The organism is Schaalia sp. Marseille-Q2122 (genome assembly GCF_903645355.1).
In the GTDB taxonomy this organism is placed as follows: domain Bacteria; phylum Actinomycetota; class Actinomycetes; order Actinomycetales; family Actinomycetaceae; genus Pauljensenia.
On the sequence record NZ_CAHJXR010000006.1, the window covers coordinates 231,537 to 255,291 of the forward strand.

Sequence of the window (23,755 nt, forward strand, 5' to 3'; positions counted from 1 at the left end):
CGCACCGGCCCTTGCGGCCCCCGCCCGAGCCACACCGCCAGTTACGTGACAGTTGTTGCATTGCGTGACCGTTATAGCTGCTCCATAACGCAACAACCGTCACGCCGTGCAACAACTGTCACAAAAGTAGCGCTGGTTCCTCGAAATAAAACCCCAGACAGCCCAGTCAAGCCCACCCACTTCACCCAGCCCACAGTCTCCCCAAGCCAGACCTGCTGCAACAGTAAGACAGGGAGGGCTCAAGCAGAACAAGCTCCTCTAAAGCCCATAACCTCAGGCGTCGGTACGTGACAGGTCAGCCGTTGCCAGGTCCACGGCGGGAGCCTTCGTGACGATCTTGTGTCCCGCCCACAGGGCCAGGAAGGCAAAGAGGCCAATGTAGGTCGACAACACGGTCTGCCAATCAAGGATGCCCGCGTAAATGTCAAGATTCTGGCCAGCAATGACAACGACCACCATCAGGAAGGCAACGATGGGGCCCAGGGGGAAGAACTTTGACTTAAAGGGGAGTTCGGACACGTCATGGCCCTGCAGGATGAAGGCCTTGCGGAAGCGGTAGTGGCTCCAGGCAATACCCGCCCACACGATAAAGCCTGCCAGACCCGAGACGGTGATGAGCCAAATGTAGGCAGCTCCATCCCCAATCAGGGAGGTAAGGAAGGCAAAAGCTCCCACGGCGGTGGTGGCGATGACGGCGGGCATGGGGACGCCTCGCTTGTTGACGCGGGCGAAAATCTTGGGAGCCTTGCCGGAAAGGGCCATGGCGTAGAGCATGCGCGAAGAGGCGTACAGGCCCGAGTTTCCTGCCGACAGGATAGCGGTCAGGATAACGGCGTTCATGACCGAGGCTGCACCCAGGATGCCCGCCTTTTCAAAGATGAGGGTGAAGGGAGAGACGGCAACGTCCTCAATCTCTGAGGCCAACAGGTGGGGGTCGGTGTAGGGCAGGAGGAAGCCGATCACGATGATCGCACCGATGTAGAACAGGGTGATGCGGAAGAAAACGGTGCGTACGGCGCGAGGGATGGTGACCTCGGGCTTGTCGGCTTCACCGGCTGCGACGGCCAGTAATTCGGTGCCTTGGAAGGAGAATCCGGCGATCATCATGATGGAGAAGGTGCCAAAGAAGCCGTTCACGAAGGGGCCTTCCCCCGCTGTCCAGTTGGCGAAGCCGGGGGCGGGGCCTGCGATGATGCCGAAAATCATGAGGACGCCGACGGCCAGGAATACGACGACGGCAACGACCTTGACCAGGGCGAAGGCGAACTCACTTTCACCAAAACCTCGCACGGTGAAGGCGTTGGCGACGAAGAGGATGGTGAGGAAGATAGCCGACCATACCCAGGAGGGCACGTCGGGCAGCCAGTAGCGCATGACGAGGGCGACGGCGACGAGTTCGGCGGCCAGGGTGATGGCCCAGTTGAACCAGTAGTTCCAGCCGGTGGCGAAACCAAAGGAGGGTGACACCCAGCGGGTGGCCCAGGTTTCGAAGGATCCTGCGGTGGGGAGCCAGGTGGACATTTCGCCCAGGGATTGCATGAGCAGGAAGACCATGACGCCAATGGCGCCGTAGGCGACGAGGGCGCCGCCGGGGCCCGCTGCGCTGATGGAGCCGCCGGTGGCGACGAGGAGGCCTGTGCCGATGGCTCCACCGATGGCGATCATATTGAGGTGGCGGGTGCCGAGGCGACGCTTCAGCCCCTTTTCCTCTGCGTCGGCGGTGTGGCCTACTGCAGTTGGGGTGTCGCTCATGGCTGGTCTTCTTTCGCTGAAAAGGTTGAGGTTTTTGTACCTGTCGTATTAAACGCCCCTAGCTTAGGATCGTCAGCCGTATGCAGTTTTTCTGCACACTATGCGAGACAATCCCTCTTCTAAAAAACCTTATTTCGGCAGGTCAGAGGCATTTTTCACCCTGGTTTTCATGGCCAAACCCACATCGGGCATCACGGAGCGTGAGGAGCGTGTGCCGGTTGAATAGCGGCCCGAATCGAACGTAACGCTACAAGGGCAATCAGCATGGCGAGGACAGCGAAAGCGATGGTGGTGGTAAAACCACCCTGAGAGCCGAAATTGTCAATCATTTGCCCGGTGACAACATTGGAGACGGACTGCCCAATCACCCACATTGCTCCCATGAGTGCCATGCCTTCAGTCAGGCGCGAGGCTGGTGCAATGCGCATCAGCAGTTGGTTGATATTGACCACTGTTGGCGCGTGAGCAGCACCGGCGAGCAGCATGAGGACGGCCGCCATTGACATAGAGGTTGCCAGAAGCAGCGCCGAACATCCGCAGGCCAAGAGGATAAGAAACCCGTAGAAGCGTTTCCAGAGGGCCGATTGCCAGGTGCGCGCCCCGTAGAAGAGGGCGCCAAACATTGCTCCGGCTGAAAAACAGGCGAGCACCGCGCCCGACCAGGTCTTTTGGTTGAGCTCTTCAGAAAATGCGATGACGGATAGGCCGATGGTGGATTGGAAGGCTCCGTAGCCAATGAGGATGACCAGCAGTGCCACCACCGCGGGGGAAAGGAGTGTCTCCTTCCTTCCAACAGACGAGGCCGCCGTGCCAGTTTGAGTCCCTGCACCGGCTTTTGATTGGGCGGGGTCTGGGGCACGCTGCACGCCCTCGTTTTCCGACATGGAGATTGCCGCAGCTTCCAGATTGGGCACGGGTTCGTAGGCGCGTGTGCCCAGTACTGCCCACCCGCCGCTCATGAGGCACAGTGCCCCCAATCCGATACTGAGGAAGGGGGAATAGAGTGTGGAAATGACCGTGGCGAGGGGCGTGCCGACCGTCCACATGAGTTCTTCAGCGACCGAGATCATCGACAAAGCGGAGTTCATGCGTGCGGGTTCGTCCCTCAGCGCAAGATTCCAGCGGGCACGCATCATCGACCCGAAAGGCACGGCCAAACCGGCGGTGGCCGACGCGAAGACAATCACCCACACGGGCGCCTGGAACCACAGGGCCACACACAGGTGGATAATCGCCGCACACCACACGCCAATGAGGGGCACTCCCACGCGCCTCTGGCCGTAGCGGTCAATCAGGCGACCAACGATTGGGCTGGTCAGGGCGAAGCAGACCGCTGAGGCGGCTGATGCTGTGCCCGCAATAGTGAAGGAATCGTATTGGGCGCGCACCGCCAGCAGCACCCCCATCCCCACCAGTGGACCGGGGGCTTGGGCGATGACACCACCCACAGTCACGCGGGCAGCGTGAGGCATCCTGAGAAGCTGGCGGTAGACAGCAAATCCCTGGGCCTGTCCATCAGTCATGGGATGCCTCCGGTGAGTGCGTGATGGGGATGGGAAGACGGCACATTGTCACGAGTCTAGTGCCTATCGTAAAGGGCAGAATATCAGCGAGAATGGAACCGCTCGATCAGATCATTTCCGCATTCAAAGGCGAGGTTGGAACATGGGTCCCTATGGCATCGGAATTGCCCTTGGCATTGCTGGCGGTCTTGCCGCGAAGTACATCTATCGCGCGGTTGATACCCATTGGCCGGAGTCTTATGTGTACACGCGGAGCTTGTTCGAGCGTTTCCAACGCACAACGTTCCCCCGCTACGCTCTCTTCCGAACGCTTCCCTTGTTTGCAGCCTTCCTTGCAGCCAACGTCACCACCGCAAATCTGGGCGCATCAACTATTGCGAGTGCGCTGTCGGGCTGCTTGAGCTTCATCGTTACCACCGATGCCCTGGCTGCCTACACTGCCTTGAAGTATCGAGACACTCGGCGCCGCATCTTGCTCCCTGTGTATGTACTTAACAGCCTCTTGACCATTGGCGTCGCTTTGGCTGCCTACTTCCTTCATCCCTCCCTTTCTTTCCTTGTACCCCCACCACAGGAGTTCACGACAGCGGCATGGACAGCCCTACTCGTCGCAGTCCTTGCAACTGCTTTTCAGAAGGGGTTTGCAACTAAGGCGTTGAGCAACGAGCAGCAGATTGCACTTGCGAAGAAGGATATCGGCGCCGAGTTGTGGGAGTATGCCCGGGAGCTCTCGCAGAACCAGAATGTTCCGCCTTTTATCACTCATGCGATTATGACGACTGAGGCTCTTGAACGGCCTCGGTGGGTGAGATCTGGAGAACGTCTATTCGGCCGCATTATTCATCCGAAGACTCCAATGACCTTCGGTGTCACGCAGGTGCCCTCAATTACCCCATTGACCGACCTTGAATCCATTCAGATCACGGTGCAGAAGCTGGCATCTCGTTCGGATATCTGTTCTGAACTCATAGAATTCCACCAATCAGGAGTCCCCTTCTTCTCTCCATTCTCTCCAGATGCGCAAGAGGCAGGACCGATTGATGTGGCTCGCAAACTCATCCGACTTCACAATCCGCATGAACAGTACGTCAATACGGTGATCAACTTCGCGCATTTCCTCTATTAGCTCCCTTCTGCCACCCCCTCACTTCAGCGACGAAGCCTTGGTTTTACTTGACGCCCTTCTTCCCCCCGAGTAAGTTTCTTTGTATAACAAATCCGAGCGCTTTCCAAGACACTGCCGTCAACGCCGACGCATGAACAAGGATGACCTCGCATGGATGATTCCGTGTACCGCCCCTATCCCGGCGCGCCCTCCGACGCCCAACAATCCTTCACTGCCCGCCCCCACAGGTGGGGCACTCACAGCGCCAAGTGGGACCTCCTCGCCTCGCCTCTTGGCAGCGACGCCATCAGCCTGAGTGTGGCTGACATGGAGTTCTACAGTGCACCCACCGTCATTCATGCCATCACGCGGGCCGCCGCCCACGGCGTCTACGGCTACACCGAGGTTTTCACCGACTTCGCTCAGGCAGCCTGTCGCTGGCAGCGCGTCCGCCACCAGTGGGAACCTCACCCAGACGAGACGCACTTCTTTCCCCGCATCGTCCAATGCCTCAGCGCCCTCTTGGATCGCGTGATCGCACCGAAGAATGGCGAGCGGCCCGTCCTTGTCACCCTCACCCCCGCCTACGGGCCACTCCTTGAGGTCGCCCGCCGTCTGGGAGTACACATCCGCGAGGTTCCCCTCATCTCCCACCCGCCCCCAACACTGCCTTCCTCACCCACCGCATCAATGACGATCTACTCAACGCGGCAATGACGGGTGCCGATGTGCTCCTGTGGTGCAACCCGCACAACCCCACCGGACGAGTATGGACCCGCGACGAACTCCACGCCGTCGCCACCCTTGCCCTCACGCATGACGTGCTCGTATTCAGCGATGACATCCACGCTGACTTCACCCGCACTGAGCGCACCTCCTACACGCCCCTCGCCCTCGTCAGCCCCGAGCTATGGGAGCGCGAACTACTCATCCACTGCGCCTCTCCCGGTAAAACCTTCAATACTGCGGGGCTGGAAAGTGCAGCCATTTTTGCCCCACCCGCCCTCGGGCAAGCGCTGGAAGAAGCCAAACGTGCCGCCGGACTCCACAACCCGAACTATTTCGCCATCCCCGCCACCATCGCAGCCTGGACTGACGGGGACAAGTGGGTGGATACCCTCCGGCAACGTATCGACGCAAACCTCGCCCTCGCCGTTGACCTGCTACACACCCTCCTGCCTGCCGCCCACATCACCGACCCTGACGGCACCTACCTCGTGTGGGTGGATGCTGCGGCCTACCTGCCCCACGCCGACACCCTCACTGCGGCGATGGACGAGGCTCGTGTGGCCGTCAGTCCCGGCATCGACTTCGGTTCCGAGTACGGCAGCTACTTCCGCGTCAACGTCGCCCTGCCCCCTGCAGATCTTGAAGACGCACTGGAACGGTTCTGCTACTGCCTCAACACCCACGCCACCTCACCCATTACCCCCACCTTTTCTTCATCCACTGAACACCCTGCATGATCACAACGGAGTGCCTCATGTCCACACCCCTACCTGCTGAAACAACCCGCGAGCACCGCACCCCCAGCGTCGCGGTTGCTGCCATCCCCGTCATTACCCTCATCGCCCTATTGGGTTTTGGCTACATCCTGGCCGAACTCCCCGTTGAGCCTCTGCTCGTCGCAAGTGCCATCGTCGCCGGTATTGTCGCCTGGAGGCTGGGCTACACCTGGGATGAGATCATTGGCTCGGTTGCGCAGAAGATCGCCAAAACCATGCCCGCTATCCTCATCCTCATTACGGTGGGCGCCCTCATTGGCTCATGGATGGCTGGCGGCACGATCCCCATGCTCATCTACTACGGCCTGAAGATCATTAACCCCGCCTACTTGGCTCTTATTGCCTTGGTGGTGACCTCGATCGTGTCCCTGTGTACGGGCACATCGTGGGGGTCGGCGGGCACGATCGGCGTGGCGTTCATGGGTGTTGCCGTGGGCATGAACGCTAACCTCGCGATGGTTGCTGGCGCGGTCGTGGCGGGCGCCTACTTTGGCGATAAGCTCTCTCCCCTGTCGGATACGACCAATATCGCGGCGGTTGCTACAGGCGTGAACCTCTTCGACCACATCCGCCACATGCTGTGGACCACCCTTCCGGCTTTCCTTACCTCCGCCGTCGTCTACCTCATCTTTGGCTTGAACTCGACCGGCGGCACTGTGCCAGAGAAGGTCAACACGATTCTTGCCACCTTGGATGCTGCCTTCACCTGGAATATTCTTCTGCTGCTCCTACCGGTGGTGATCGTTCTAGGCGGCGCCATGATGCGTAAGCCCACCATTCCTGTCATGCTCATCTCCATTGCGGTGGCCATGTTTAATGCGATGGTTGTTCAGGGCATTTCCTTTAAGGACACTGTTGTGTCAACTGTTAATGGCTTCAATGTGGAGATGGTGACCGCCAGCGGTTTCAACGCCGACACTGTCATTGAGGATGTCACGCGCCTGCTCAACCGCGGCGGCATGAACTCCATGATGAGTGTCCTGCTGATCTGTTTTTGCGCTATCACCTTCGCGGGCGTGATCTCCGTGTCGGGCTCTTTGGATGTGCTGATCTCGCGACTGTTGGCGGGCGTGAAATCCACTTTCGCCCTCATTGGCGCCACGATTATTACCGGCCTGGCCACCATTGGTATTACCTCGAACGGTCAGGTGTCGATCCTTATTCCCGGTGAGATGCTGCGCTCGGCCTACATTCAACGAGGCCTCCACCCCAAGAACCTGTCGCGCACCATTGAAGACTCCGTGACCGTCATCGAGCCGATCCTGCCATGGACCTCCGCTGGCGCCTACATGGCGGGCACCCTGGGGGTCGCCACACTCAGCTACCTGCCATGGGCGGTATCGAACTGGATCGCCATTGGTTTCGCACTCATCTGGGCGGCCACCGGCATTGGCATTGCCCGACTTGCCCCGCAGGAGCAGGAGGTATTCGCCGACGCAGAGTAGATCACACCGAGTAGAGCACTATCTGCTCACGTCAGAGCCAAACTCTCAAAGTCAAACCAGGGCCCTGCTCCTTGGCTTGATAGGGCTGCTCCCATGGAGGATTCTCCACGGGAGCACCCTCCTATTTATAGGAACTTCACCTCAATCAAATCATGAAAACTAAACATTTGAGCCGTCCTCGCATCCAGAAAACACCCAATACGCGAGATTCACAAGACCACGCCAGTCAGACATAATTACAACACTCTAAAAGAAAGAAGGTAGGCATCTGAGCATTCTCCCAACTCGCTCACGTGTGTGCACTTTTCGCGTGTCGCGTCCTTTTTTGTTGAATTTCTGCGGTTTGTTGTGTGGTAGTGGGTCACTAATGGGATGGACGGAATCAGGGGTATGGCCCCGTCTTGTTCGCCCGCGTGAGAGCTGCTTGTGGTGGCATTGCTGTGCAGGTTATGGGGCTCTTCCCAAATGAGGGTGTGGGTGGGTGTGAGCTAGTGCGGGGGTGTTGGTGTGTGGATAGGCGTTGAGGTCTTCCGATGATGGGAGTTAACACAGCACCCAACGGGAAGACCTCAACATGTCCAACGCTACCTTCATTGAGCCTGATTTGACTACTTTTGCTGGTTTGGACGGCCTTGGGCTCATTGTTACCGGCCAGTGTATTGAGCCTGAGCGAGCAGTGCTCGAATGCCGCGTGGTAGAGCCGGATAACTGGTGCAGGAGGTGTGGCTGCCAAGGACTAGTACGCGACAGCGTGACGCGAAGGCTTGTGCATGTGCCTTTTGGGTGGCGTCCTACCAGTTTGTTGGTACGGCTGCGTAGGTACCGCTGTCGGGAGTGTGGGCATGTGTGGCGACAGAACATGGAGTCAGCAGCAGCCCCCAAAGCACTCCTGTCCAGACGGGCGGCGCGATGGGCGTTGGAAGCGGTTGTGTGCAAGCACTTGAGCATAGCTAGCCTCGCCCAGGGGCTAGGGGTGGCTTGGGATACCGCTAACGACGCTGTAGTGGCTGAGGGCCTGGAGGTCTTGATCAATAACCCGGCCCGGTTTGACGGTGTGAGAGTTATTGGCGTGGATGAGCATGTCTGGCGTCATACACGCAAAGGAGACAAGTACGTTACTGTCATCATCGATTTGACCCCGGTCAGGGACGGTACTGGCCCGGCCCGGCTGCTGGACATGGTCCAGGGGCGTTCCAAACAAGCTTTCAAGAATTGGCTAAGCGAACGCGATCAAGCCTGGCGTCGGGGCGTTGAAGTGGTGGCCATGGACGGTTTCACCGGGTTCAAAACTGCCGCGAGTGAGGAATTACCCCAGGCCAGGGCCGTGCTAGATCCCTTCCATGTCGTCAAACTAGCAGGAGATGCGCTTGACCAGTGTCGGCGGCGTGTTCAACAAGAACTCCACGCACGCCGTGGGCGATCAACTGATCCCTTGTATAAGGCCCGCCGCACCCTACACACCGGCATCGACCTGCTCACCCCTGTCCAGCACAAGCGTCTAGAGACGCTGTTTGCCAACGATGACCATGCCCAAGTTGAGGTGACCTGGGGTGTGTACCACAAAAAAATGGTGGCCGCCTACCGCCATCCCGACAGGGCCAAAGGCAAGCAACTCATGCAAGACCTCATCACCGCGATCTGCAAAGACGTGCCCGAGGTCCTTAAAGAGATCAAAACCCTGGGACGAACACTAAAGAAACGCGCCACTGACATCCTGGCCTACTTCGACCACCCCAAGACCAGTAACAGTCCCACCGAAGCCATCAACGGTCGCCTCGAACACCTACGCGGCACCGCTCTGGGCTTTCGCAACCTGACCAACTACATCATCCGCAGCCTGCTAGAAACAGGCGGCTTCAAACCCCACCTACACCCTTAAATCGGAAGAGCCGCTTTCCGGCGGACTCTTTGGTATTCCCCAAGGAACTGCCGCCTACGCCATTAACATTTACGAGACTGATCTTCCGATCCTTCCCAAGCCTGCCCTCTCAGAGCAAGAGATCGCCGAACGAGTGCAAGCTCTTGAGCAGAAGGTAGGGACCGGCGCCGCTGATATCTCCTACGCGCGCTTCACTGACGGTGCGATTCACCTTGGCATTCGACTTATTCCCATGCATTGTTGGCAAATCCCCTTCATGGATTCGGTAGACGCAGCAAATCCCTGGAAAGCTCTTTCACCAGAAATTCAACAAGAGATCCTTGATCTGCAATCCCTCAACGTTCCTGTCACCCTTGAGCGAGACTTTGTCTCACCTCAGTGGAAAGACTGCAGTTCCGAACCCGAGTGCCACCAATTTGCCATCGGCTGCAAATGAAAGACACCTAGAACAATTCTCCTGACCTGAACAAATGCAAGTGGCCCCGTGGAGGATTCGCCACGGGGTCACCCCCTTCCTAGGCCCGACACCGCATACAAACGGGCCTATCCCCTTTCGTGGGACAGCGACAACACCATGCCGCCCACGAAAGCATCCCCCAGACCAATCGTCGTGGGGTCAGCAATCTTCACCGCATGCGAAGGAGCAATGAGGACACCCGCCTTGCGCACCGCCGGTGAGGCCGTCAGATACAGCCCAACCGGGGAATAAGGCACCGCAGCCATCGCGTGGAAATCCTCGGCCGTGAAGCCATCCCCGTGTGCGAAGCGGGTCGACGCCATCTGACAGCCCAGCGCTGCGGCCTTCGCTACCGCCGGAGCATCCTCGCCAATCACCGCCGCATAGTCAGCAGTGTGGACCACGACATTGCGCACACCCGACAGCACCCGCAGGGACTTCATCAGACTGACGAGGTCCTCCGCTTCGGTCATATTGGCCTTGCGGCCGAGGTAGTGCTGGGCTTCGTCCTCGTTCATCGAGTGAATGGTGGCCCACCGGCGCGCACTGGCCAGGACCTGCTGACGCAGATGCTCATGATGGAACCCGGCTTCCTCATAGATCACGGGCCGCCCGGCAAAACCCGGCGGGGGCAGCATACAGTCACGGCCCTGCTGCTCCGAGGGCGCCTGGGCGAGCATGCGCTCAACCGTGTCGAGACGTCGGGCAAGGAGCTCCTCCGAAGTCATGGCGTTCAACCCCGAAATGACGACCACCTTCGCTGTGGAAATCGCTTCACCCAGATCAGGGGAGATTTTCATGCGCTCATTGGCGGGGTCATTGACGAAGATGACCCGGTTGGGTCGGCCCTCGCCCGCTGCCAGCGCGTGCCCGCCCTCGCCCTTCTCAGGCGCCTCCCACACGGGGCTTCCATCAGCGAAATGCAGCGTCGGTGCCGCCGGATACTGGACGATGACATGCGGGTCCAAGCTATCCTCGCGGGCGCTCGACACGGAGGACACCCTCTCAGGCAGGAGGGAACGCAATTCCTCGCACGTCGACACCAGATGGACAAGGGACCCCACCCCCAGGCGATCCAAGCACACCGCAGCACGCACGCTCGTCCCACCCAAGGTCATGGTGTAGGTGAAACGCTCGGCGAAACTGCGCAAGGCCTGCGGGTCCACCACCCGCACCTCCATCCCCTTCTGGTGGCGGATCGCATGAAGGAGGGCGACGAGCATCCCTCGTTCATCCTCAACAATGCGGGGCGTGGCCTCACATTCGCCCGCGTAAATGTCGAAGCCGCGCGTCAGGGCATCAAGGCTCTCCGCATCCCACACCACCTCGAAATCGACGTTCCCGCCAAGTCCGAGGACCACTCCCGACCTCATCGCCCTACTCCCTTACAGTCACTCCGATAGCAGCCCAGCCCTAGAAGAAACGCAGCGTGTCCGCCGACCCGAAAAGCTCAATCTTCTGGGCAGCGCAGACACGCAGGGCGTCCTCGCAGGGCGGCTCAATGACATTAGGCTCACGCACCCCCAAGTCGCTCAGCACTTCACGCATGCGCGTAAAGTAGGCGGCCTTAATGTCAGAAGAAATATTGACCTTATTAATGCCACGCTGCACCGCCTGACGGATCTCATCATCAGGATTATTCGACCCCCCATGCAGGACAAGTGGAATATCCACTGCGGCCTTAATACGATCCAGCAGGTCCAGCTTGAGTTCAGGCTGCAGGTCGGAAGGATACAGGCCGTGGCGCGTCCCGATCGCCACAGCGAGGGAATCCACGCCGGTCGCCTCGACAAACCGCAACGCATCCTCAGGGTCGGTGTAGACGATGTCATTCGTTCCGGCCTCCCCGTAGGAGTCGGTGGCGCCAATCGTGCCCAGCTCTGCTTCTACCGACAGTCCAACGGCGTGGGCGGCTTCGACAACACGGCGGGTCTGTTCGACGTTGACCTCCCAAGTTTCCAAGGACTTGTCGATCATCACCGAGGTGAAGCCGTTTTGGATCGCCACAAGCACCTGCTCATAGCTTGCCCCGTGGTCAAGGTGAATGGCGGTGGGCACCGACGAGCGGTGCGCTTTTTGGATGATGGCGGGCAGCATGTCCACACCAATGTGGCGCAGTTCGTCGGGGTGGATAGCGATAATGTGGGCAGATTTGAGCTCCTCACAGGTTTCCACTACTGCGTTAAGCATGGAGTAGCTGGAAATATTGAATGCCGGGACGGCAAAAGAGTGCTGATGTGCCACCTGGAGAATGGCGTCGCCCGTTACGAGCATGGGAGTTCCTTCCTGTTGTGTTGTTTAGCTCTTCACCGATCCAGCAGACATGCCGCCGATGAAGTACCTCTGGAAGAAGATGAAGAGCACGAGAATGGGGATGGAGCCCAACACGGACATCGCCATCATCTGGTTCCAGTCGTAGGAGTGTTGTCCCATCAGCAGTTGAATACCAATGGGAACAGTGCGCATGTCATTGGTTCGCGTCAGCGTCAACGCGAAGAGGTATTCGTTCCACGCGATCATGAAGGTGTAGATCCCTACCGACACGATGCCGGGAATGGAGATCGGCACCAGCACCCGCCACAGGGCACCGAAAGAGGTTGCGCCGTCAACCTTGGCGGCCTCGTCGAGCTCGCGCGGCAGGGTGTTGAAGTAGCCGGTCAGCATGATGATCGCGTAGGGCAGGGTGAACACCATGTAGGTGAGGATCAGACCCTGGTAGGTGTTGTAGAGCTTGAGGGCGACCATCAGCCCGAAGAAGGGGATGAGCAGTGTGATGGGTGGGACGGATTGGACGGAAATAATGATGACGTTGAGGATGCGTTTGCCCGGGAAAGTGAAGCGGCTAAAGGCGAAGGCCGCGAGGATGGCGACCAGCAGCGTCAGGAGCGTCACTGACAGCGCCACCGCGTAACTGTTGATGAAGAAGCGGACCTTTTGCGGGTCGTTGAAGATCGCGAGGTAGGCGTCGAAACTGGAGTTTTCCGTCAGCAGGCGCGGCGGGGTGGCGAAGATTTCGGAGTTCTTCTTCAGGGAGGAGACGAACATCCACACGATGGGTGAGGCCGCAAAGAGCGCCCCGCAAGTCAGGCCGATGAGGACCCCAGCCTTAGCCAGCAGGTGGCGGGCGCGTTTGGACAGGTTCATCTCAATCCCTCAGTTTCTGGCTCTTGACGTACAGGGCGGCCAGCAGCATCGACATGATGAAGATGAGCACTGCCGCCGCCGAGGCTGCCGCGAAGTCGTAGTCGGAGAAGGCGAGCTTGTAGGTGTAGGTGGCCAGCATTTCTGTCCGATCCAGGGGACCGCCGCCCGTTGTCATCCAGATGAGGGCGAATTGTTGGGAGGTCCAGATAATGTCGAGCAGCGCCATGGAGGTCAACACCGGCAGCAGCTGGGGGATCGTGATGCTGGTGAAGCGTCGCACCGGCCCTGCGCCATCAACCTCGGCGGCCTCGTAAAGGTCAGGGGAGATACCCTGCAGGCCAGCCAGGAGGCTGATCATAAAGAAGGGGTAGCCCGCCCAGATATTGATGGCTGTTACGACGGTGAGGGCCATGTCCGGGTCGGCCAGCCATTCTTGCTGGCCACTGATAAGGCCGATGGCGTTGAGGATGTAGTTGACCACGCCATTGGGGTTGAGGAGGAGCCGCCACAGGATCGCAATGATTGCCACCGTCAGCAGCCAGGGGAGGACAAATAGCGTGCGAAAGATTGTGCGCGTAATGGCTGAGACTTTGTCAGAGTTGAGCAGGAGTGCAAACGCCAGGCCGATAATCATGTGGGCGACGACGCTGACCAGGGTGAAGAAAGCGGTGTTTTTCAGGGCCGTGTAGAACTTCGGGTGGCCAAGGATTTCGGCGTAATTGCTGATGCCAACAAAGACGGGGTTGGGGTTGGTAATGACCGCATCCTGCAAGGAGTAGTGAATGACCATCACGATGGGCACGGCAAGGAGCACCAGCATGAGGGTGATGGTGGGCAGGAGGTACAGGTAGGGAACGAGCATCCTCCAACGCTGGGGGCGCGGGGAATCTCCTCGAGGCTGAGTCGAGCGTCCAGGCACAGTGACTCCTTTTAGTCTCCCCTTCGGGGCGAGGACGAGGGTACCGCTGCCCTCATCCTCGCCCCAGGGAAGGGGGCTTAAAACTCGCCCTCCCAGGTGGTTTGCACCGTCGTGAGCATTTCGTCGACGGTGATGTCACCACTGAGGTAGCGCTGGAATTCTTCATCGAAGCTGCGCATGAGCTTTTCAGCGACGGGCAGGCCGGTGAACTCATTAGCGGGGCGTCCAGCGTTCCAGATATCGAAGGCCGCCTTGAAGAACTCGTCATCCTTGACGAAGGCGGGCTCAGCATCAACGTGGCCTGGGAAGGCGTGGGCGCTGTCGGATAGGCGCGCGTTGACGTCCTTGGACATGAGGAACTCAACGAGTTTCCACGCTTCAACCTTGTGCTCGCTGGAGTTTGATACGCCAATACCCCACGAGGCGTAGGGCATGCCGCGTTCGCCGCTGTAGCCGTCCTTGGCGGGGATGGCTGCGATTTCGAACTTCAGGTCGGGGCTGGCTTCACGGATGAGGTTAATGTGGGCCAGGGAGTCGATCATCATGCCGACACGGCCGTTGGTGAAGTCCTCGACCTTGTCTTGTTCCTTCATGGTGAAGGCACCGTTGGCGATGACCTTGTTATCCCACAGTCCCTTGATGAATTCGACGGCGCTCTTGACGTCCTCGTTATTGACATTGGGTTTGCCGTCGGGGGTGAGCATGGAGCCACCCGAGGCCCACACCCACGCCATGACGTCGTTTTGGATGCCGTTGGGCGCTTCGAGGGAGAGGGGCATGACCCAGCCTGAGGCGTCGGGGACGGCCTCGCTCACCTTCTTTGCCGCATCGGCGAACTCTGTGCGCGTTGAGGGCACCCCCGCGACACCGGCTTTATCGAGGAGGTCGCGGTTGACGAACATGGGGTAGACGAAGTTGACCACGGGGATCATATAGGTGGCGTCAGCGACCTTGATTTGGCTGGCGAGTTGGGCGTCGTCGTAGCCTGCCTCGCCCATGAGGGCGGTGAGGTCGGTGATGGCGCCCTGTTTGACGAAGTCGCTCACCCATGCGCCATCGAGGCCGACGACGTCGGGCATGGTGCCTGCGGCGGCGCCGGCAACGAGTTGTTCCTTCGTGGAGGCGTAGGGGCCAGAGAGGAGTTCGACCTTGATGCCGGGGTTTGCGGCTTCAAATTCGTCCATGAGGGCGCGGAAGGAGCCGTCGGGGAGTTCAGGTTCCCACCATTGGGCGAACTCGAGGGTGACGGTACCCTCTGCTGCGGGTTCGACGGGCGCGCCGGATTCTGCTGCGCCGCTTTGAGGGGTTAAGGATCCACATGCTGTCAGCACCATTGCTGACATTCCAAGGGTCGCGGCGAGCGCGACGAGTCGTCTCTTCATGAGAACTGCCTTCTTCCATCGTCATTGATGTGCAATTTTGTGCAGCTATTCGCTGTTTTTTGAGGCCGTAGTGTGAGCCTATGGCCGCTTATTGCCCCCTGCAACCGGAATGAGGTTACAAAGCGATAACACCATGCAGATAGATGCGTTTTTCTGCGTTATCCTACTGTCGTGGAAGACGCACAGCCTCGACTCCCCGCCGGACGAAAAAGCCACATCGCCACCTACATCGCCGAAGTCGGCCAGGTGACGGTGGCCGACCTCGCGCGACGCTTCGGCGTCTCCGTCGACACCATCCGCCGCGACCTCGACCAACTCGACGCCGAAGGCGTCCTCATCCGCACTCACGGCGGAGCCATGTCCACCTCCGCCATCCCCTGGCACGACACCCAACTCGACGACCGCACCCGCCTGCGCCCCCACGAGAAAGACACCATCGCACGCCTCGCCGCCGGCCTCGTCGACGACGGAACCGTCCTCCTCATCAACGGAGGCACCACCACCCTCGCACTGGCCCCCCACCTCGCCGACCGACGCGAACTCATCATCGCCACAAACTCCCTGGTCATCCCCACATCCATCAACCCCGACAGCTGCCGCGACGTCTACATGATCGGCGGCCACGTCCGCCTTTCCGGCCGAGTCGCCATCGGCCCCGTCTCCTTCTCCGCCCCAAACGGCGCAGGCCAGGTCGCTGTCCAGGCCGACCTCGCCCTCCTCGGCGTCGGAGCCGTTGACGCCGAAGGCGGTTTTTCCACGACAAACCTCGCCGAAGCCATGATGATCGCGCAAATGGCCCAGCAATCCCGCAAGGTCGCAATCCTCGCAGACTCCTCCAAATTCACCAGCCGCCTCTTCGCCACCATCGGCCCGCTCAGCCTGGCCGACTACCTCGTCACCGACACCCTGCCGCCCGCGCCCCTGCTCGCCGCCCTGCGCGAACACGAGGTCACCGTCATCACACCCGATAACTAAACACCCCCCCGCCCCCCGCCCTCGCCCTCGCCCTCGCCCGCATCACGCTGGCAGAGGGCGGCGACCTCGTCAATGATGACCACCACGCCACGCAAAGACGCGCGGCCACACCCCCACCCGCAGCTCACTGAATGGAGATGACAAATGACGATCCCTCCCACCCTCCGCAGCGCCTTCCTCACCGAAAGCCGCGCCCTCATTGATTTCGCGCGCCACGGCCGCACATCCTACGGATTCGGCTGGCTTGACGATGAGGGCCACATCGACCCCTCCTACGGCACGCGCCTGTGGATCACCGGACGCATGACCCACGCCTTCGCCCTCGGCCACCTGCTGGGCTTCGCCGACTGCCTGCCCTACGTGCGCCACGGCGTTGACACCCTCCTCAACGGCCCCCTCTACGACGCGGCCACGCGCAGCTGGGTGTCCTCCGTTGACGCTGACGGGACGCCCGATTCACAGATGCGCGTCTCCTACGATCATTCCTTCGTCATCCTCGCGGCCTCCTCCGCCCTCGCCGCCGGGATTGACGAGGCCAACACACTCCTCACCCGCGCGCTGGAAACCTTCGATGCGCTGTGGTGGGATGAGGCAGCGGGCATGGTCGTTGACGCCCGTGATCCTGAAACGATGGAGGTGGATTCTTACCGTGGGGTGAATGCGAATATGCACTCCGTGGAGGCGCTGCTGGCGGCCTTCGCCGCCAATGGAGACCAGCGGCGATTGAAGCAAGCCCTGCGGATTAGCTCGCGAGTGGTCGGCTTTATCGAGGCCAACGAGCACCGCCTGCCCGAGCATTTCGACGAGCAGTGGCGGCCCATGCTCTCCTACAACGAAGACATTCCCGCCGATGCTTTCAGGCCCTTTGGTTCAACGATTGGGCACTGGCTGGAGTGGTCGCGGTTGATTCTGACGGTGGCTGCCGAATGTCAGGCCCACGGCGTGGACTACCCCGCATCCTTTGATGTCCTGCCCGCCTACCTGTACCGCAAGTCGCTGGCGGAGGGCTGGGGCAGGGATGGCGCGCCAGGCTTTGTCTACACCATTGACTTTGCCGGGACGCCGGTGGTGCGCCAGCGCATGCACTGGGTGCTGTGCGAGGCTATTGGCGCAGCCGCTGCCTTGGCTCACACCAGCGCTGATGAGTCCTACTGGCACGATATCGCCGACTACTGGGACTACGCGCAGCGATACCTCATCGACCCGTCGGGATGCTGGCATGAAGAGCTCAATGAACGGAACGAACCTGCGCCCTGCACATGGACGGGCAAGCCCGACATTTACCACGCTCTGCAGGCCATGATCGTCGGCACACTGCCGCTGCGGCCAGCTTTTGCCTGGGCGCTGAAAGAACAGGCTGGATAAGGGAGGCGCACTGCCGTGCCCCCAGTTGCCGACACTTCAAGCTGCCCCACCGCCCCACGAATGGGAGGCTTGTTGTCGTTTCTGGGGGTTACCCGGTGTGCACATGACAACGCGGTGAGCATAAGACGGGGCCGCCGTCCGGATCTGCCGCATCGGCCTAACACACGCCGGTGAGGCATAACGTCACGCATTCCAGGATAGAAGCCGGATTCATCCGGAATGATTTTGTGGGGCAGCACTGATCTTGGTTTTTAACGCGGGGCCCCCCGAATCAACAACCAGCCACGACCCAACGGACGCTCCAACACCAACTTGGCATTCCCAAACCCGATCCGCCACGGCCGAGAAATCGATTCCAACTCCACATCATTCAACCCATCCCCAGGACCCGACGCCACAGGATACTTATCAATAGCGCTTGACCCCACACTTACGTTCTCATCAACATAGTCGCGTATTGCCTGCTCATCGGCGGTAAAAGCAATAACATACCCCCAGCCCCCCTCGTAATACTCCGCAAACTTCACCGCAGGCTCAACACTGACCACCTCAGCACCCGCGGGCAAGGTATTCCCCGGAGGAATCGCCAAAATATCCTCCAAATACTCCACATCCGCAGGAAAAGGCGCACCCTCCTGATGAACCGCGGACATCGCTCCGTCAGAAGACTCCCCTGACTCAGCATGATCAGAGGAGGAGGGCGGGACAGTCACGGCACACGACGCCACCAGAAGAGAAGCAACTGCCAGAACAAACACAGGTACCAAACGGCGTCCCAGTATTACCACCCTCGTGTCCTTCCGCACCAGACTCACCACACCAGCACCCATCAACGCGGGGCCCCCCGAATCAACAACCAGCCACGACCCAACGGACGCTCCAACACCAGCTTGGCATTCCCAAACCCGATCCGCCACGGCCGAGAAATCGACTCCAACTCCACATCATTCAACCCATCCCCAGGACCCGAAGCCACGATGTAATCATCAATTGCAGACGATGAAAAGCTCGTATGCTCATCAACGTAATCACGTATCGCCTGCTCCTCTGCGGTGAAAGCAATAACATACCCCCAGCCCCCCTCGTAATACTCCGCAAACTTCACCGCAGGCCCAACGCCGACCACCTCAGCACCCGCAGGCAGACTATTCCCCGGAGGAATCGCCAAAATATCCTCCAAATACTCCACATCCGCAGGAAAAGGCGCACCCTCCTGATGAACCACACTCATACCCACCTCAGAAGACATTCCCGACTCACTTTCATTCACACCGGGCTCAACAAGAGCACAAGAGGTGAGCACACTTAACCCCGCCACCCCAAGCATGAGCACCCGACACCACCGACTACATAACCGCATCTTCACTTCACCCTCCTCACACCGGACTGCCCGACAAGATCAAACTCTCGGGCAATCCCTGCCCGGTGAAGCTCAGCAAGCTGAGCATCAGTAACCGTCAAGGGCCCAATCTGCGTCTGCTTCGACCCATCCCAGTTATACCGATCAGCCACATGTACCTGGTAGGCCACTTCATGCCTCCATTCAGAGGAGGTCTCATCTGGGGGATACACGGTTACTGTTCCAGCAAGCGCATAACTGTAGCCACCCGTCGCATAAAACCAATTCGCATCATCACGTTTCTTTGCATAATGCACATCCCAATCAGTCGTAAACGGATACGTTACAGGAGTAGCGGTTTCCATCTGCTTTGCGGCGTCAAGCGCCTGTCGAACACTGTGATGTTTTACCTCATCAACAACCTCCTGGAACTCAGGTAGATCCTCAAGCATCCTGTCCACGTTAATATCCAGTGGCGCACCTGTGTTCCCTAGGAAGTGCAATAGGTTCTTCGACGCATCCGGCCACACCGGAGCCATCACATCAGCAGCGCTGGTTGCTGCCTCATGCACGGCATAATCACCAAATCCCGGAGCACGCTGACCGTGTTTTCCTGACCCTTCCACAGCACTATCTCCCTGATACTGCCAAGGCGAGATCTTAGGGATCGGGGCACTCGTTCCCTGTACAGGCTTGCCCAAACCGCCCGGTTTATTCCCTGTACCCGACTGAGCTGAATCCGTCGACTCACCCCCACCTCGCCCCCAACGAGCGCCTCGACGCGACGAACGCGACCACCACCACGACTGATCTCCCCGCTGATCCTCAAGCAGCCCCCCAGCCCATGCCATACCAAACAACGGCAACATATGCGGTGCCGTCACACCCACCACAGATGACGCATACCATCCCCACTGCCCACCAGCACCGAAGCCCTTTCCAATCCCCAGAGCCTTCAGAAAATCTGCATCCACCTCCTCAGCCTCACTCACAGCCTTCGCAATAGCCTCCTCAACCTCACTCACCTGCACCGCCTGAAGTTCGGCCGCCTCAACCTCCGAATACGACCACGGCGCCACCCACGACGCACCAACCCCCACAGTCCCATCAGCGCCAATAACCAAGCCGTAAGAATCAGCCAAACGAATCGCCGCCAACACCAACGAACGCACGCCAGCAACCTCGCCAGACGTGCGCACAGACGCCGAGATCAACGCCTCCAACACCTGCGCAAACTCATCAACAGCACCGATGCGCTCCCGCAGCTTCTCACGCACCGCCTCAGCGCCCTCACCCTGGGAGACAAACCCATTCACAGCGCGCTCTAAATCCTGCTTCACCCCCACGACAGTCGCATGAGCGCGCCGATACACACCCACGGCATCATCAATACGTGCCGACTCCCACCGCGACACATCCGCCCACACCAGCGCCATCACTGACCTCCCAGACGGCGCGCAAGGTCTTCAAACGCACTAGACACCCCTACACCCAACACGGCAGTAAAGGTTGATGCCACCTCTTCCTCCGCTGCCCGAGCCCGCCACAACGCGTCCAGCACATCCGCACTAAAACGCCCAAGCTCGCTCACCAAAGCATCCACTCCCTGCCCCAGCCATTCACTGACATCAGCGGCCTGCGCTGCCGACACACTCCCAGGCATTCCCGCAGCAATGTCACCAGCAGCAGTATCCACATCCAGGCGACTCAAATCATCACCGGCCACTGCCACCCGGTCAGAAAAATATTCAAAATCACCCGCAACGATATGAAGATCACTCACTCTTCGAGAGTACCCTTTGCATCCCTCTCCCGCTCCGAAATCAAGAAACTACTTACACTCTTGCCGATGCCAGCCCTACCCCTTCGTCGCCCCGCCAGCCAAGCCTGCAACAATGTAACGCTGCAACGCAATGAAGATTGCCAGCACCGGCAGGGCAATAATGGTGGCCACCGCCATCAAGTCATTCCAGTTCGTCCCATACTGACCAATCAAACGATTCAAAGCCACGGTCAGCGGTTGGACACTTTGCTCAGGCGACAGCGTCAACGCAAACGTAAACTCACCCCAGGCCATGAGGAAAGCAAAAGACCCAATCATCACAATGCCCGGCCGGATCGTGGGGATCACGACCTTGGTAATAATCCCGATCGGCCCAAGCCCGTCAAGGCGCGCCGCCTCTTCAACCTCGTAGGGGAACTGCTTGAAATAAGGCCGCAGCAAGATGACAGCAAAGGGCAGGGTCACGGACACGTCCGCCAGGATGATCGACAGGTGGGTGTTTGTCAGGTTGACCTGGCGGAAGAGGATGAACATGGGGATGGAGATCGCAATCGCGGGCAGGAGCTGCACCACGGTCAGCAGCACCATCATGGAGGTAGTGATGACACTGCGCATACGCGCGACCGCGTAAGCTGCGGGCACGGCGACAAGCAGGGTCAGTACCAGCGCACCGGTGGCAATAATGAAGGAGTTCCCCAGAGCCAGCCAAATCCCGTAGTTCCCAGTGAAGGCCGCCTCGTAGGACGTGAACGTCAAAGAGCGGGGAACGATCTGAGGCGGCTGCGCAAAAGTAGCGGCCTTGTCCTTAAACGAGGTCGTCACCATCCAATACACGGGGAAGAGGTAGACCGCAGCAATCAGGCACGCAACACCACTACGAATCCACGCCGCACGCCGACGGCGCTGTTCGGCGCGGGGTCGGGGGAGGCCAACCACAGCGGGGCGGATGCTCATCGCTCCTCCTCCCGAAGGCTACGCACGTAAAACACTGACAGGACAAGGGGCAGGAGCAGGGTCAGTGTCGAGGCTGCCGCCCCCTTCCCGAATTCGAAAAGGGTGAAGGTTTCCACGTAGGTGTAGACCGGCAAGGTGGTGGTGGCGGTGACCGGGCCACCCTTGGTCATTGTGAAGATCAGGTCAAAGACCTTGTAGGTGTTAATGACGCCCAGCAGCAGGACAGAGATGACAACGGGGCGCATGAGGGGTTCAGTAATGGAGGTGAAGCAGCGCCATTTTCCTGCGCCGTCAACCTCGGCAGCTTCGTAGAGGGAATCGTCGATGGTGTGCAGGCCAGACAGCAGCAGGAGCATATTGAAGGGGATGCCCACCCATAGGTTGGCCACGACGACGGCAACCATGGCGCTGGTAGCGCCGGTGAGCCACAGGATGGGGGTATCAATGAGGCCCATCTGCATGAGCAGGTAGTTGAAGACACCGTAGTCGGAGTCGAACATCCATTTGAAGATGGTGCCGGTGACCACTGGCGGCAGAATCCACCCCACGAGCAGTAGCGCGCGCACGGTGCCGTTGCCGGGGAAGGGGCGGCGGAAGAAGAGGGCTAGGGCGTAGCCGATGATGAATTGGAGGACGAGGCAGGAGAGGGTGAAGACGGCGCTGAGCCACAGGCCGTTGCGGAAGTCGGCGTCGGCGAGGACGTCGCGGTAGTTGTCGAAGCCCCGTGGAGCGAACTCTCCGCTGATGAGGTTGGCACCGTTGGCGTCGGAGACGCTGATCCACAGGTTGTAGAACAGGGGTGCCACGAGGAAGACCGCGATGTAGAGGAGTGCGGGCAGGGCAAGGACGAGGCCGAGCCGCCGAGCACGTATCTGCGTTTTTCCTGGCGAGCGGGTGTTCGCTCCACGGAGGGTGGTCACTTCATGCCCTCCAGAAGAGGAGCGAGGGCGTCAGCGGCATCCTTTGCGGCAGCCTCGGGGGTCTTCGCACCGGTCAGGGCTTCCTGGAGGGAGATCTGGATGACCTCAGAGACCTTCGGGTAGTCCTTGCCGTAGGCGCGGGCACGCGCATCGGCCAGCTGCTTTTCGAAGACTTGGAGCTTGGGGTCAGAGGAAAGTTTGAGCTGTCCTGCGAGGTCGGGGCGGGCGGAGAGTTGGCCGGATTCGTCGCAGTAGATCTTTGCTCCCTCGGGGCCGGTGAGGAATTGGATGAATGTCAGGCCGGCGTCACCAGCCTTGGCATCATTGAAGACGACAGCGTTCTCACCACCGAGGCCGGTGCCTGCCGCCTTGCCTGTGGGCAGGGGTGCGACGCTCCATTCAAAGTCGACGCCTTCGAGGTTTTGCAGTTCCCAGGGGCCGTTGAACATCATGGCGACCTTACCGGCGGTGAACTGGGTGCGGGCGTCCTCCTGGCTGTAGTTGGCGACTGCGCTGGACATGGAGCCTTCGTCGATCATGCCCTTGAGGAAGCCGAGGGCCTCAGCGCCGGAGGTGGCGTAATTGTCGAGGTCGCCGCCGGTCTGCCACACGAAGGGCAGGAATTGGAAGGTGCCCTGCTCGTTCTTCACGGCTGAGATTGCCAGGCCTGTGACGTCGCCGCTGGTGGTGGCCTTGGCGACGGCCTTGAGTTCTTCCCAGGTGGTGGGGACCTGCTGGCCCGCAGCATCCAGCAGTGCCTTGTTGTAGTAGAGGGCGAGGTTATTGGAGTTCAGAGGCAGGCCGTAGGTCTTGCCATCCATCTGGGTGGAGGTCCAGGGGCCGGGGTGGAATTCGCTGGCGCGGGAACCATCCGTGTCGCTCAGGTCCTTGAGCAGGCCAAGGGCAGCAAAGTTCTGGTTGTCGACAACGTCCACGATGGCGACGTCGGGCACGGAACCGCCAACGCCAGCCTGAACAATGGACTTGGCCAGGTCACCGTAGGCGAAGGAGGTGCGCTTGATCGTAATGCCGGGGTTGGCTTCCTCAAAGGCCTTGACGGCTGCGACCATTGCCGTGTCGGACACGCCTTGGCCGAGGTAGTCCCACACTTCGACGACGGTGCCTTCGGCGGGAGCCTCGGCTGCGGGGGCTCCGCTGGTGGCACTATCGCCTGAGGGTGCGGTGCCTGCGCCGGAGCCGCAGGCGGCCAGGCCCAGGGCCATGGTCAGTGAGGCCGCAACGACGAGGCTGCGGCGGGAACGTTGAGTAAGGGTCATGATCTGGTCTCCTTTGATCGATCACGTGGAT

Annotated in this window: 22 protein-coding genes; 8 read left to right on the plus strand and 14 right to left on the minus strand. The window is 59.8% G+C overall.

The features are described from left to right. Nucleotides 1-273 precede the first annotated feature (273 nt). Nucleotides 274-1,752, minus strand: a complete 1,479-nt coding sequence (locus HWX48_RS08550) for an amino acid permease (protein ID WP_175956567.1) — start codon at nt 1,750-1,752, stop codon at nt 274-276. Nucleotides 1,753-1,943: 191 nt separating this feature from the next. Next, the gene (locus HWX48_RS08555) at nt 1,944-3,275 is read right to left on the minus strand and encodes an MFS transporter (RefSeq protein ID WP_175956569.1); all 1,332 of its coding nucleotides are present in this window, start codon (nt 3,273-3,275) and stop codon (nt 1,944-1,946) included. Nucleotides 3,276-3,417: 142 nt separating this feature from the next. Between HWX48_RS08555 and HWX48_RS08560 the strand changes: the two genes are divergently transcribed. From HWX48_RS08560 to HWX48_RS08580, 6 genes are all read left to right on the plus strand, one after another. Next, nucleotides 3,418-4,401, plus strand: coding sequence for a hypothetical protein (locus HWX48_RS08560; protein WP_175956571.1), 984 nt, complete (start codon nt 3,418-3,420; stop codon nt 4,399-4,401). 150 nt (nt 4,402-4,551) lie between these two features. Beyond that, nucleotides 4,552-5,097: a hypothetical protein gene (locus tag HWX48_RS11280; RefSeq protein ID WP_254873038.1), complete on the plus strand. Its 546-nt coding sequence runs from the start codon at nt 4,552-4,554 to the stop codon at nt 5,095-5,097. Then, nucleotides 5,094-5,846 carry an aminotransferase class I/II-fold pyridoxal phosphate-dependent enzyme gene (locus HWX48_RS11285; protein ID WP_254873039.1) on the plus strand — a complete coding sequence of 251 codons (753 nt, stop codon included), beginning with the start codon at nt 5,094-5,096 and terminating at the stop codon, nt 5,844-5,846. The genes HWX48_RS11280 and HWX48_RS11285 overlap by 4 nt, the downstream gene beginning before the upstream one ends. Nucleotides 5,847-5,863: 17 nt before the next feature. Then, complete coding sequence (gene nhaC, locus HWX48_RS08570; protein ID WP_175956573.1) at nt 5,864-7,330, plus strand: Na+/H+ antiporter NhaC; 1,467 nt, start codon at nt 5,864-5,866, stop codon at nt 7,328-7,330. A 574-nt stretch (nt 7,331-7,904) separates the two neighbouring features. Then, a complete protein-coding gene (locus HWX48_RS08575; RefSeq protein WP_175956575.1) occupies nt 7,905-9,209 on the plus strand; it encodes an ISL3 family transposase in 1,305 nt (434 codons plus the stop codon). 133 nt (nt 9,210-9,342) lie between these two features. Continuing rightward, nucleotides 9,343-9,645: a hypothetical protein gene (locus HWX48_RS08580; RefSeq protein ID WP_175956577.1), complete on the plus strand. Its 303-nt coding sequence runs from the start codon at nt 9,343-9,345 to the stop codon at nt 9,643-9,645. 107 nt (nt 9,646-9,752) lie between these two features. Here HWX48_RS08580 and HWX48_RS08585 read toward each other — a convergent pair whose 3' ends face one another. The 5 genes from HWX48_RS08585 to HWX48_RS08605 form a co-directional block, all read right to left on the minus strand. Next, entirely contained in the window at nt 9,753-11,039 is a 1,287-nt protein-coding gene (locus tag HWX48_RS08585) for an ADP-dependent glucokinase/phosphofructokinase (protein ID WP_175956579.1), read from the minus strand. Nucleotides 11,040-11,079: 40 nt separating this feature from the next. Continuing rightward, entirely contained in the window at nt 11,080-11,940 is an 861-nt protein-coding gene (locus HWX48_RS08590) for a ketose-bisphosphate aldolase (RefSeq protein WP_175956581.1), read from the minus strand. A 24-nt stretch (nt 11,941-11,964) separates the two neighbouring features. Then, complete coding sequence (locus tag HWX48_RS08595; RefSeq protein WP_175956583.1) at nt 11,965-12,810, minus strand: carbohydrate ABC transporter permease; 846 nt, start codon at nt 12,808-12,810, stop codon at nt 11,965-11,967. 1 nt (nt 12,811) lies between these two features. Next, nucleotides 12,812-13,729, minus strand: a complete 918-nt coding sequence (locus tag HWX48_RS08600; protein WP_254873040.1) for a carbohydrate ABC transporter permease — start codon at nt 13,727-13,729, stop codon at nt 12,812-12,814. Nucleotides 13,730-13,806: 77 nt separating this feature from the next. After that, complete coding sequence (locus tag HWX48_RS08605) at nt 13,807-15,111, minus strand: sugar ABC transporter substrate-binding protein (RefSeq protein WP_175956585.1); 1,305 nt, start codon at nt 15,109-15,111, stop codon at nt 13,807-13,809. Nucleotides 15,112-15,282: 171 nt separating this feature from the next. On the opposite strand from HWX48_RS08605, the gene HWX48_RS08610 reads away from it, so the two are divergent. Beyond that, the gene (locus HWX48_RS08610) at nt 15,283-16,086 is read left to right on the plus strand and encodes a DeoR/GlpR family DNA-binding transcription regulator (protein WP_175956587.1); all 804 of its coding nucleotides are present in this window, start codon (nt 15,283-15,285) and stop codon (nt 16,084-16,086) included. A gap of 144 nt (nt 16,087-16,230) precedes the next feature. Further along, complete coding sequence (locus HWX48_RS08615) at nt 16,231-17,451, plus strand: AGE family epimerase/isomerase (protein WP_175956589.1); 1,221 nt, start codon at nt 16,231-16,233, stop codon at nt 17,449-17,451. Between the two features lie 251 nt (nt 17,452-17,702). On the opposite strand, the gene HWX48_RS08620 is transcribed toward HWX48_RS08615, so the two are convergent. The 7 genes from HWX48_RS08620 to HWX48_RS08650 form a co-directional block, all read right to left on the minus strand. Further along, nucleotides 17,703-18,104, minus strand: a complete 402-nt coding sequence (locus HWX48_RS08620; protein WP_254873041.1) for a hypothetical protein — start codon at nt 18,102-18,104, stop codon at nt 17,703-17,705. A 176-nt stretch (nt 18,105-18,280) separates the two neighbouring features. Then, nucleotides 18,281-18,700, minus strand: coding sequence for a hypothetical protein (locus HWX48_RS08625; protein WP_175956591.1), 420 nt, complete (start codon nt 18,698-18,700; stop codon nt 18,281-18,283). Between the two features lie 113 nt (nt 18,701-18,813). Continuing rightward, the gene (locus HWX48_RS08630; protein ID WP_175956593.1) at nt 18,814-20,226 is read right to left on the minus strand and encodes a hypothetical protein; all 1,413 of its coding nucleotides are present in this window, start codon (nt 20,224-20,226) and stop codon (nt 18,814-18,816) included. Further along, on the minus strand, nt 20,226-20,573 hold the full coding sequence (locus tag HWX48_RS08635) for a hypothetical protein (RefSeq protein WP_175956595.1): 348 nt from the start codon (nt 20,571-20,573) through the stop codon (nt 20,226-20,228). Before HWX48_RS08635 ends, HWX48_RS08630 begins: the two co-directional genes overlap by 1 nt. A 75-nt stretch (nt 20,574-20,648) precedes the next feature. Further along, nucleotides 20,649-21,527, minus strand: a complete 879-nt coding sequence (locus HWX48_RS08640) for a carbohydrate ABC transporter permease (RefSeq protein ID WP_175956597.1) — start codon at nt 21,525-21,527, stop codon at nt 20,649-20,651. After that, nucleotides 21,524-22,447, minus strand: coding sequence for a carbohydrate ABC transporter permease (locus HWX48_RS08645; RefSeq protein WP_175956599.1), 924 nt, complete (start codon nt 22,445-22,447; stop codon nt 21,524-21,526). Before HWX48_RS08645 ends, HWX48_RS08640 begins: the two co-directional genes overlap by 4 nt. Then, entirely contained in the window at nt 22,444-23,724 is a 1,281-nt protein-coding gene (locus HWX48_RS08650; RefSeq protein WP_254873042.1) for a sugar ABC transporter substrate-binding protein, read from the minus strand. The genes HWX48_RS08645 and HWX48_RS08650 overlap by 4 nt, the downstream gene beginning before the upstream one ends. Nucleotides 23,725-23,755 lie beyond the last annotated feature (31 nt).

Coding starts and splice junctions, on each gene's coding strand:
- HWX48_RS08550 (WP_175956567.1), bottom strand. CDS start 1,752: ATGAGCGACACCCCAACTGCAGTAGGCCACACCGCCGACGCAGAGGAA.
- HWX48_RS08555 (WP_175956569.1), bottom strand. CDS start 3,275: ATGACTGATGGACAGGCCCAGGGATTTGCTGTCTACCGCCAGCTTCTC.
- HWX48_RS08560 (WP_175956571.1), top strand. CDS start 3,418: ATGGGTCCCTATGGCATCGGAATTGCCCTTGGCATTGCTGGCGGTCTT.
- HWX48_RS11280 (WP_254873038.1), top strand. CDS start 4,552: ATGGATGATTCCGTGTACCGCCCCTATCCCGGCGCGCCCTCCGACGCC.
- HWX48_RS11285 (WP_254873039.1), top strand. CDS start 5,094: ATGACGGGTGCCGATGTGCTCCTGTGGTGCAACCCGCACAACCCCACC.
- nhaC (WP_175956573.1), top strand. CDS start 5,864: ATGTCCACACCCCTACCTGCTGAAACAACCCGCGAGCACCGCACCCCC.
- HWX48_RS08575 (WP_175956575.1), top strand. CDS start 7,905: ATGTCCAACGCTACCTTCATTGAGCCTGATTTGACTACTTTTGCTGGT.
- HWX48_RS08585 (WP_175956579.1), bottom strand. CDS start 11,039: ATGAGGTCGGGAGTGGTCCTCGGACTTGGCGGGAACGTCGATTTCGAG.
- HWX48_RS08590 (WP_175956581.1), bottom strand. CDS start 11,940: ATGCTCGTAACGGGCGACGCCATTCTCCAGGTGGCACATCAGCACTCT.
- HWX48_RS08595 (WP_175956583.1), bottom strand. CDS start 12,810: ATGAACCTGTCCAAACGCGCCCGCCACCTGCTGGCTAAGGCTGGGGTC.
- HWX48_RS08605 (WP_175956585.1), bottom strand. CDS start 15,111: ATGAAGAGACGACTCGTCGCGCTCGCCGCGACCCTTGGAATGTCAGCA.
- HWX48_RS08615 (WP_175956589.1), top strand. CDS start 16,231: ATGACGATCCCTCCCACCCTCCGCAGCGCCTTCCTCACCGAAAGCCGC.
- HWX48_RS08620 (WP_254873041.1), bottom strand. CDS start 18,104: ATGTCCGCGGTTCATCAGGAGGGTGCGCCTTTTCCTGCGGATGTGGAG.
- HWX48_RS08625 (WP_175956591.1), bottom strand. CDS start 18,700: ATGTCTTCTGAGGTGGGTATGAGTGTGGTTCATCAGGAGGGTGCGCCT.
- HWX48_RS08630 (WP_175956593.1), bottom strand. CDS start 20,226: ATGGCGCTGGTGTGGGCGGATGTGTCGCGGTGGGAGTCGGCACGTATT.
- HWX48_RS08640 (WP_175956597.1), bottom strand. CDS start 21,527: ATGAGCATCCGCCCCGCTGTGGTTGGCCTCCCCCGACCCCGCGCCGAA.
- HWX48_RS08650 (WP_254873042.1), bottom strand. CDS start 23,724: ATGACCCTTACTCAACGTTCCCGCCGCAGCCTCGTCGTTGCGGCCTCA.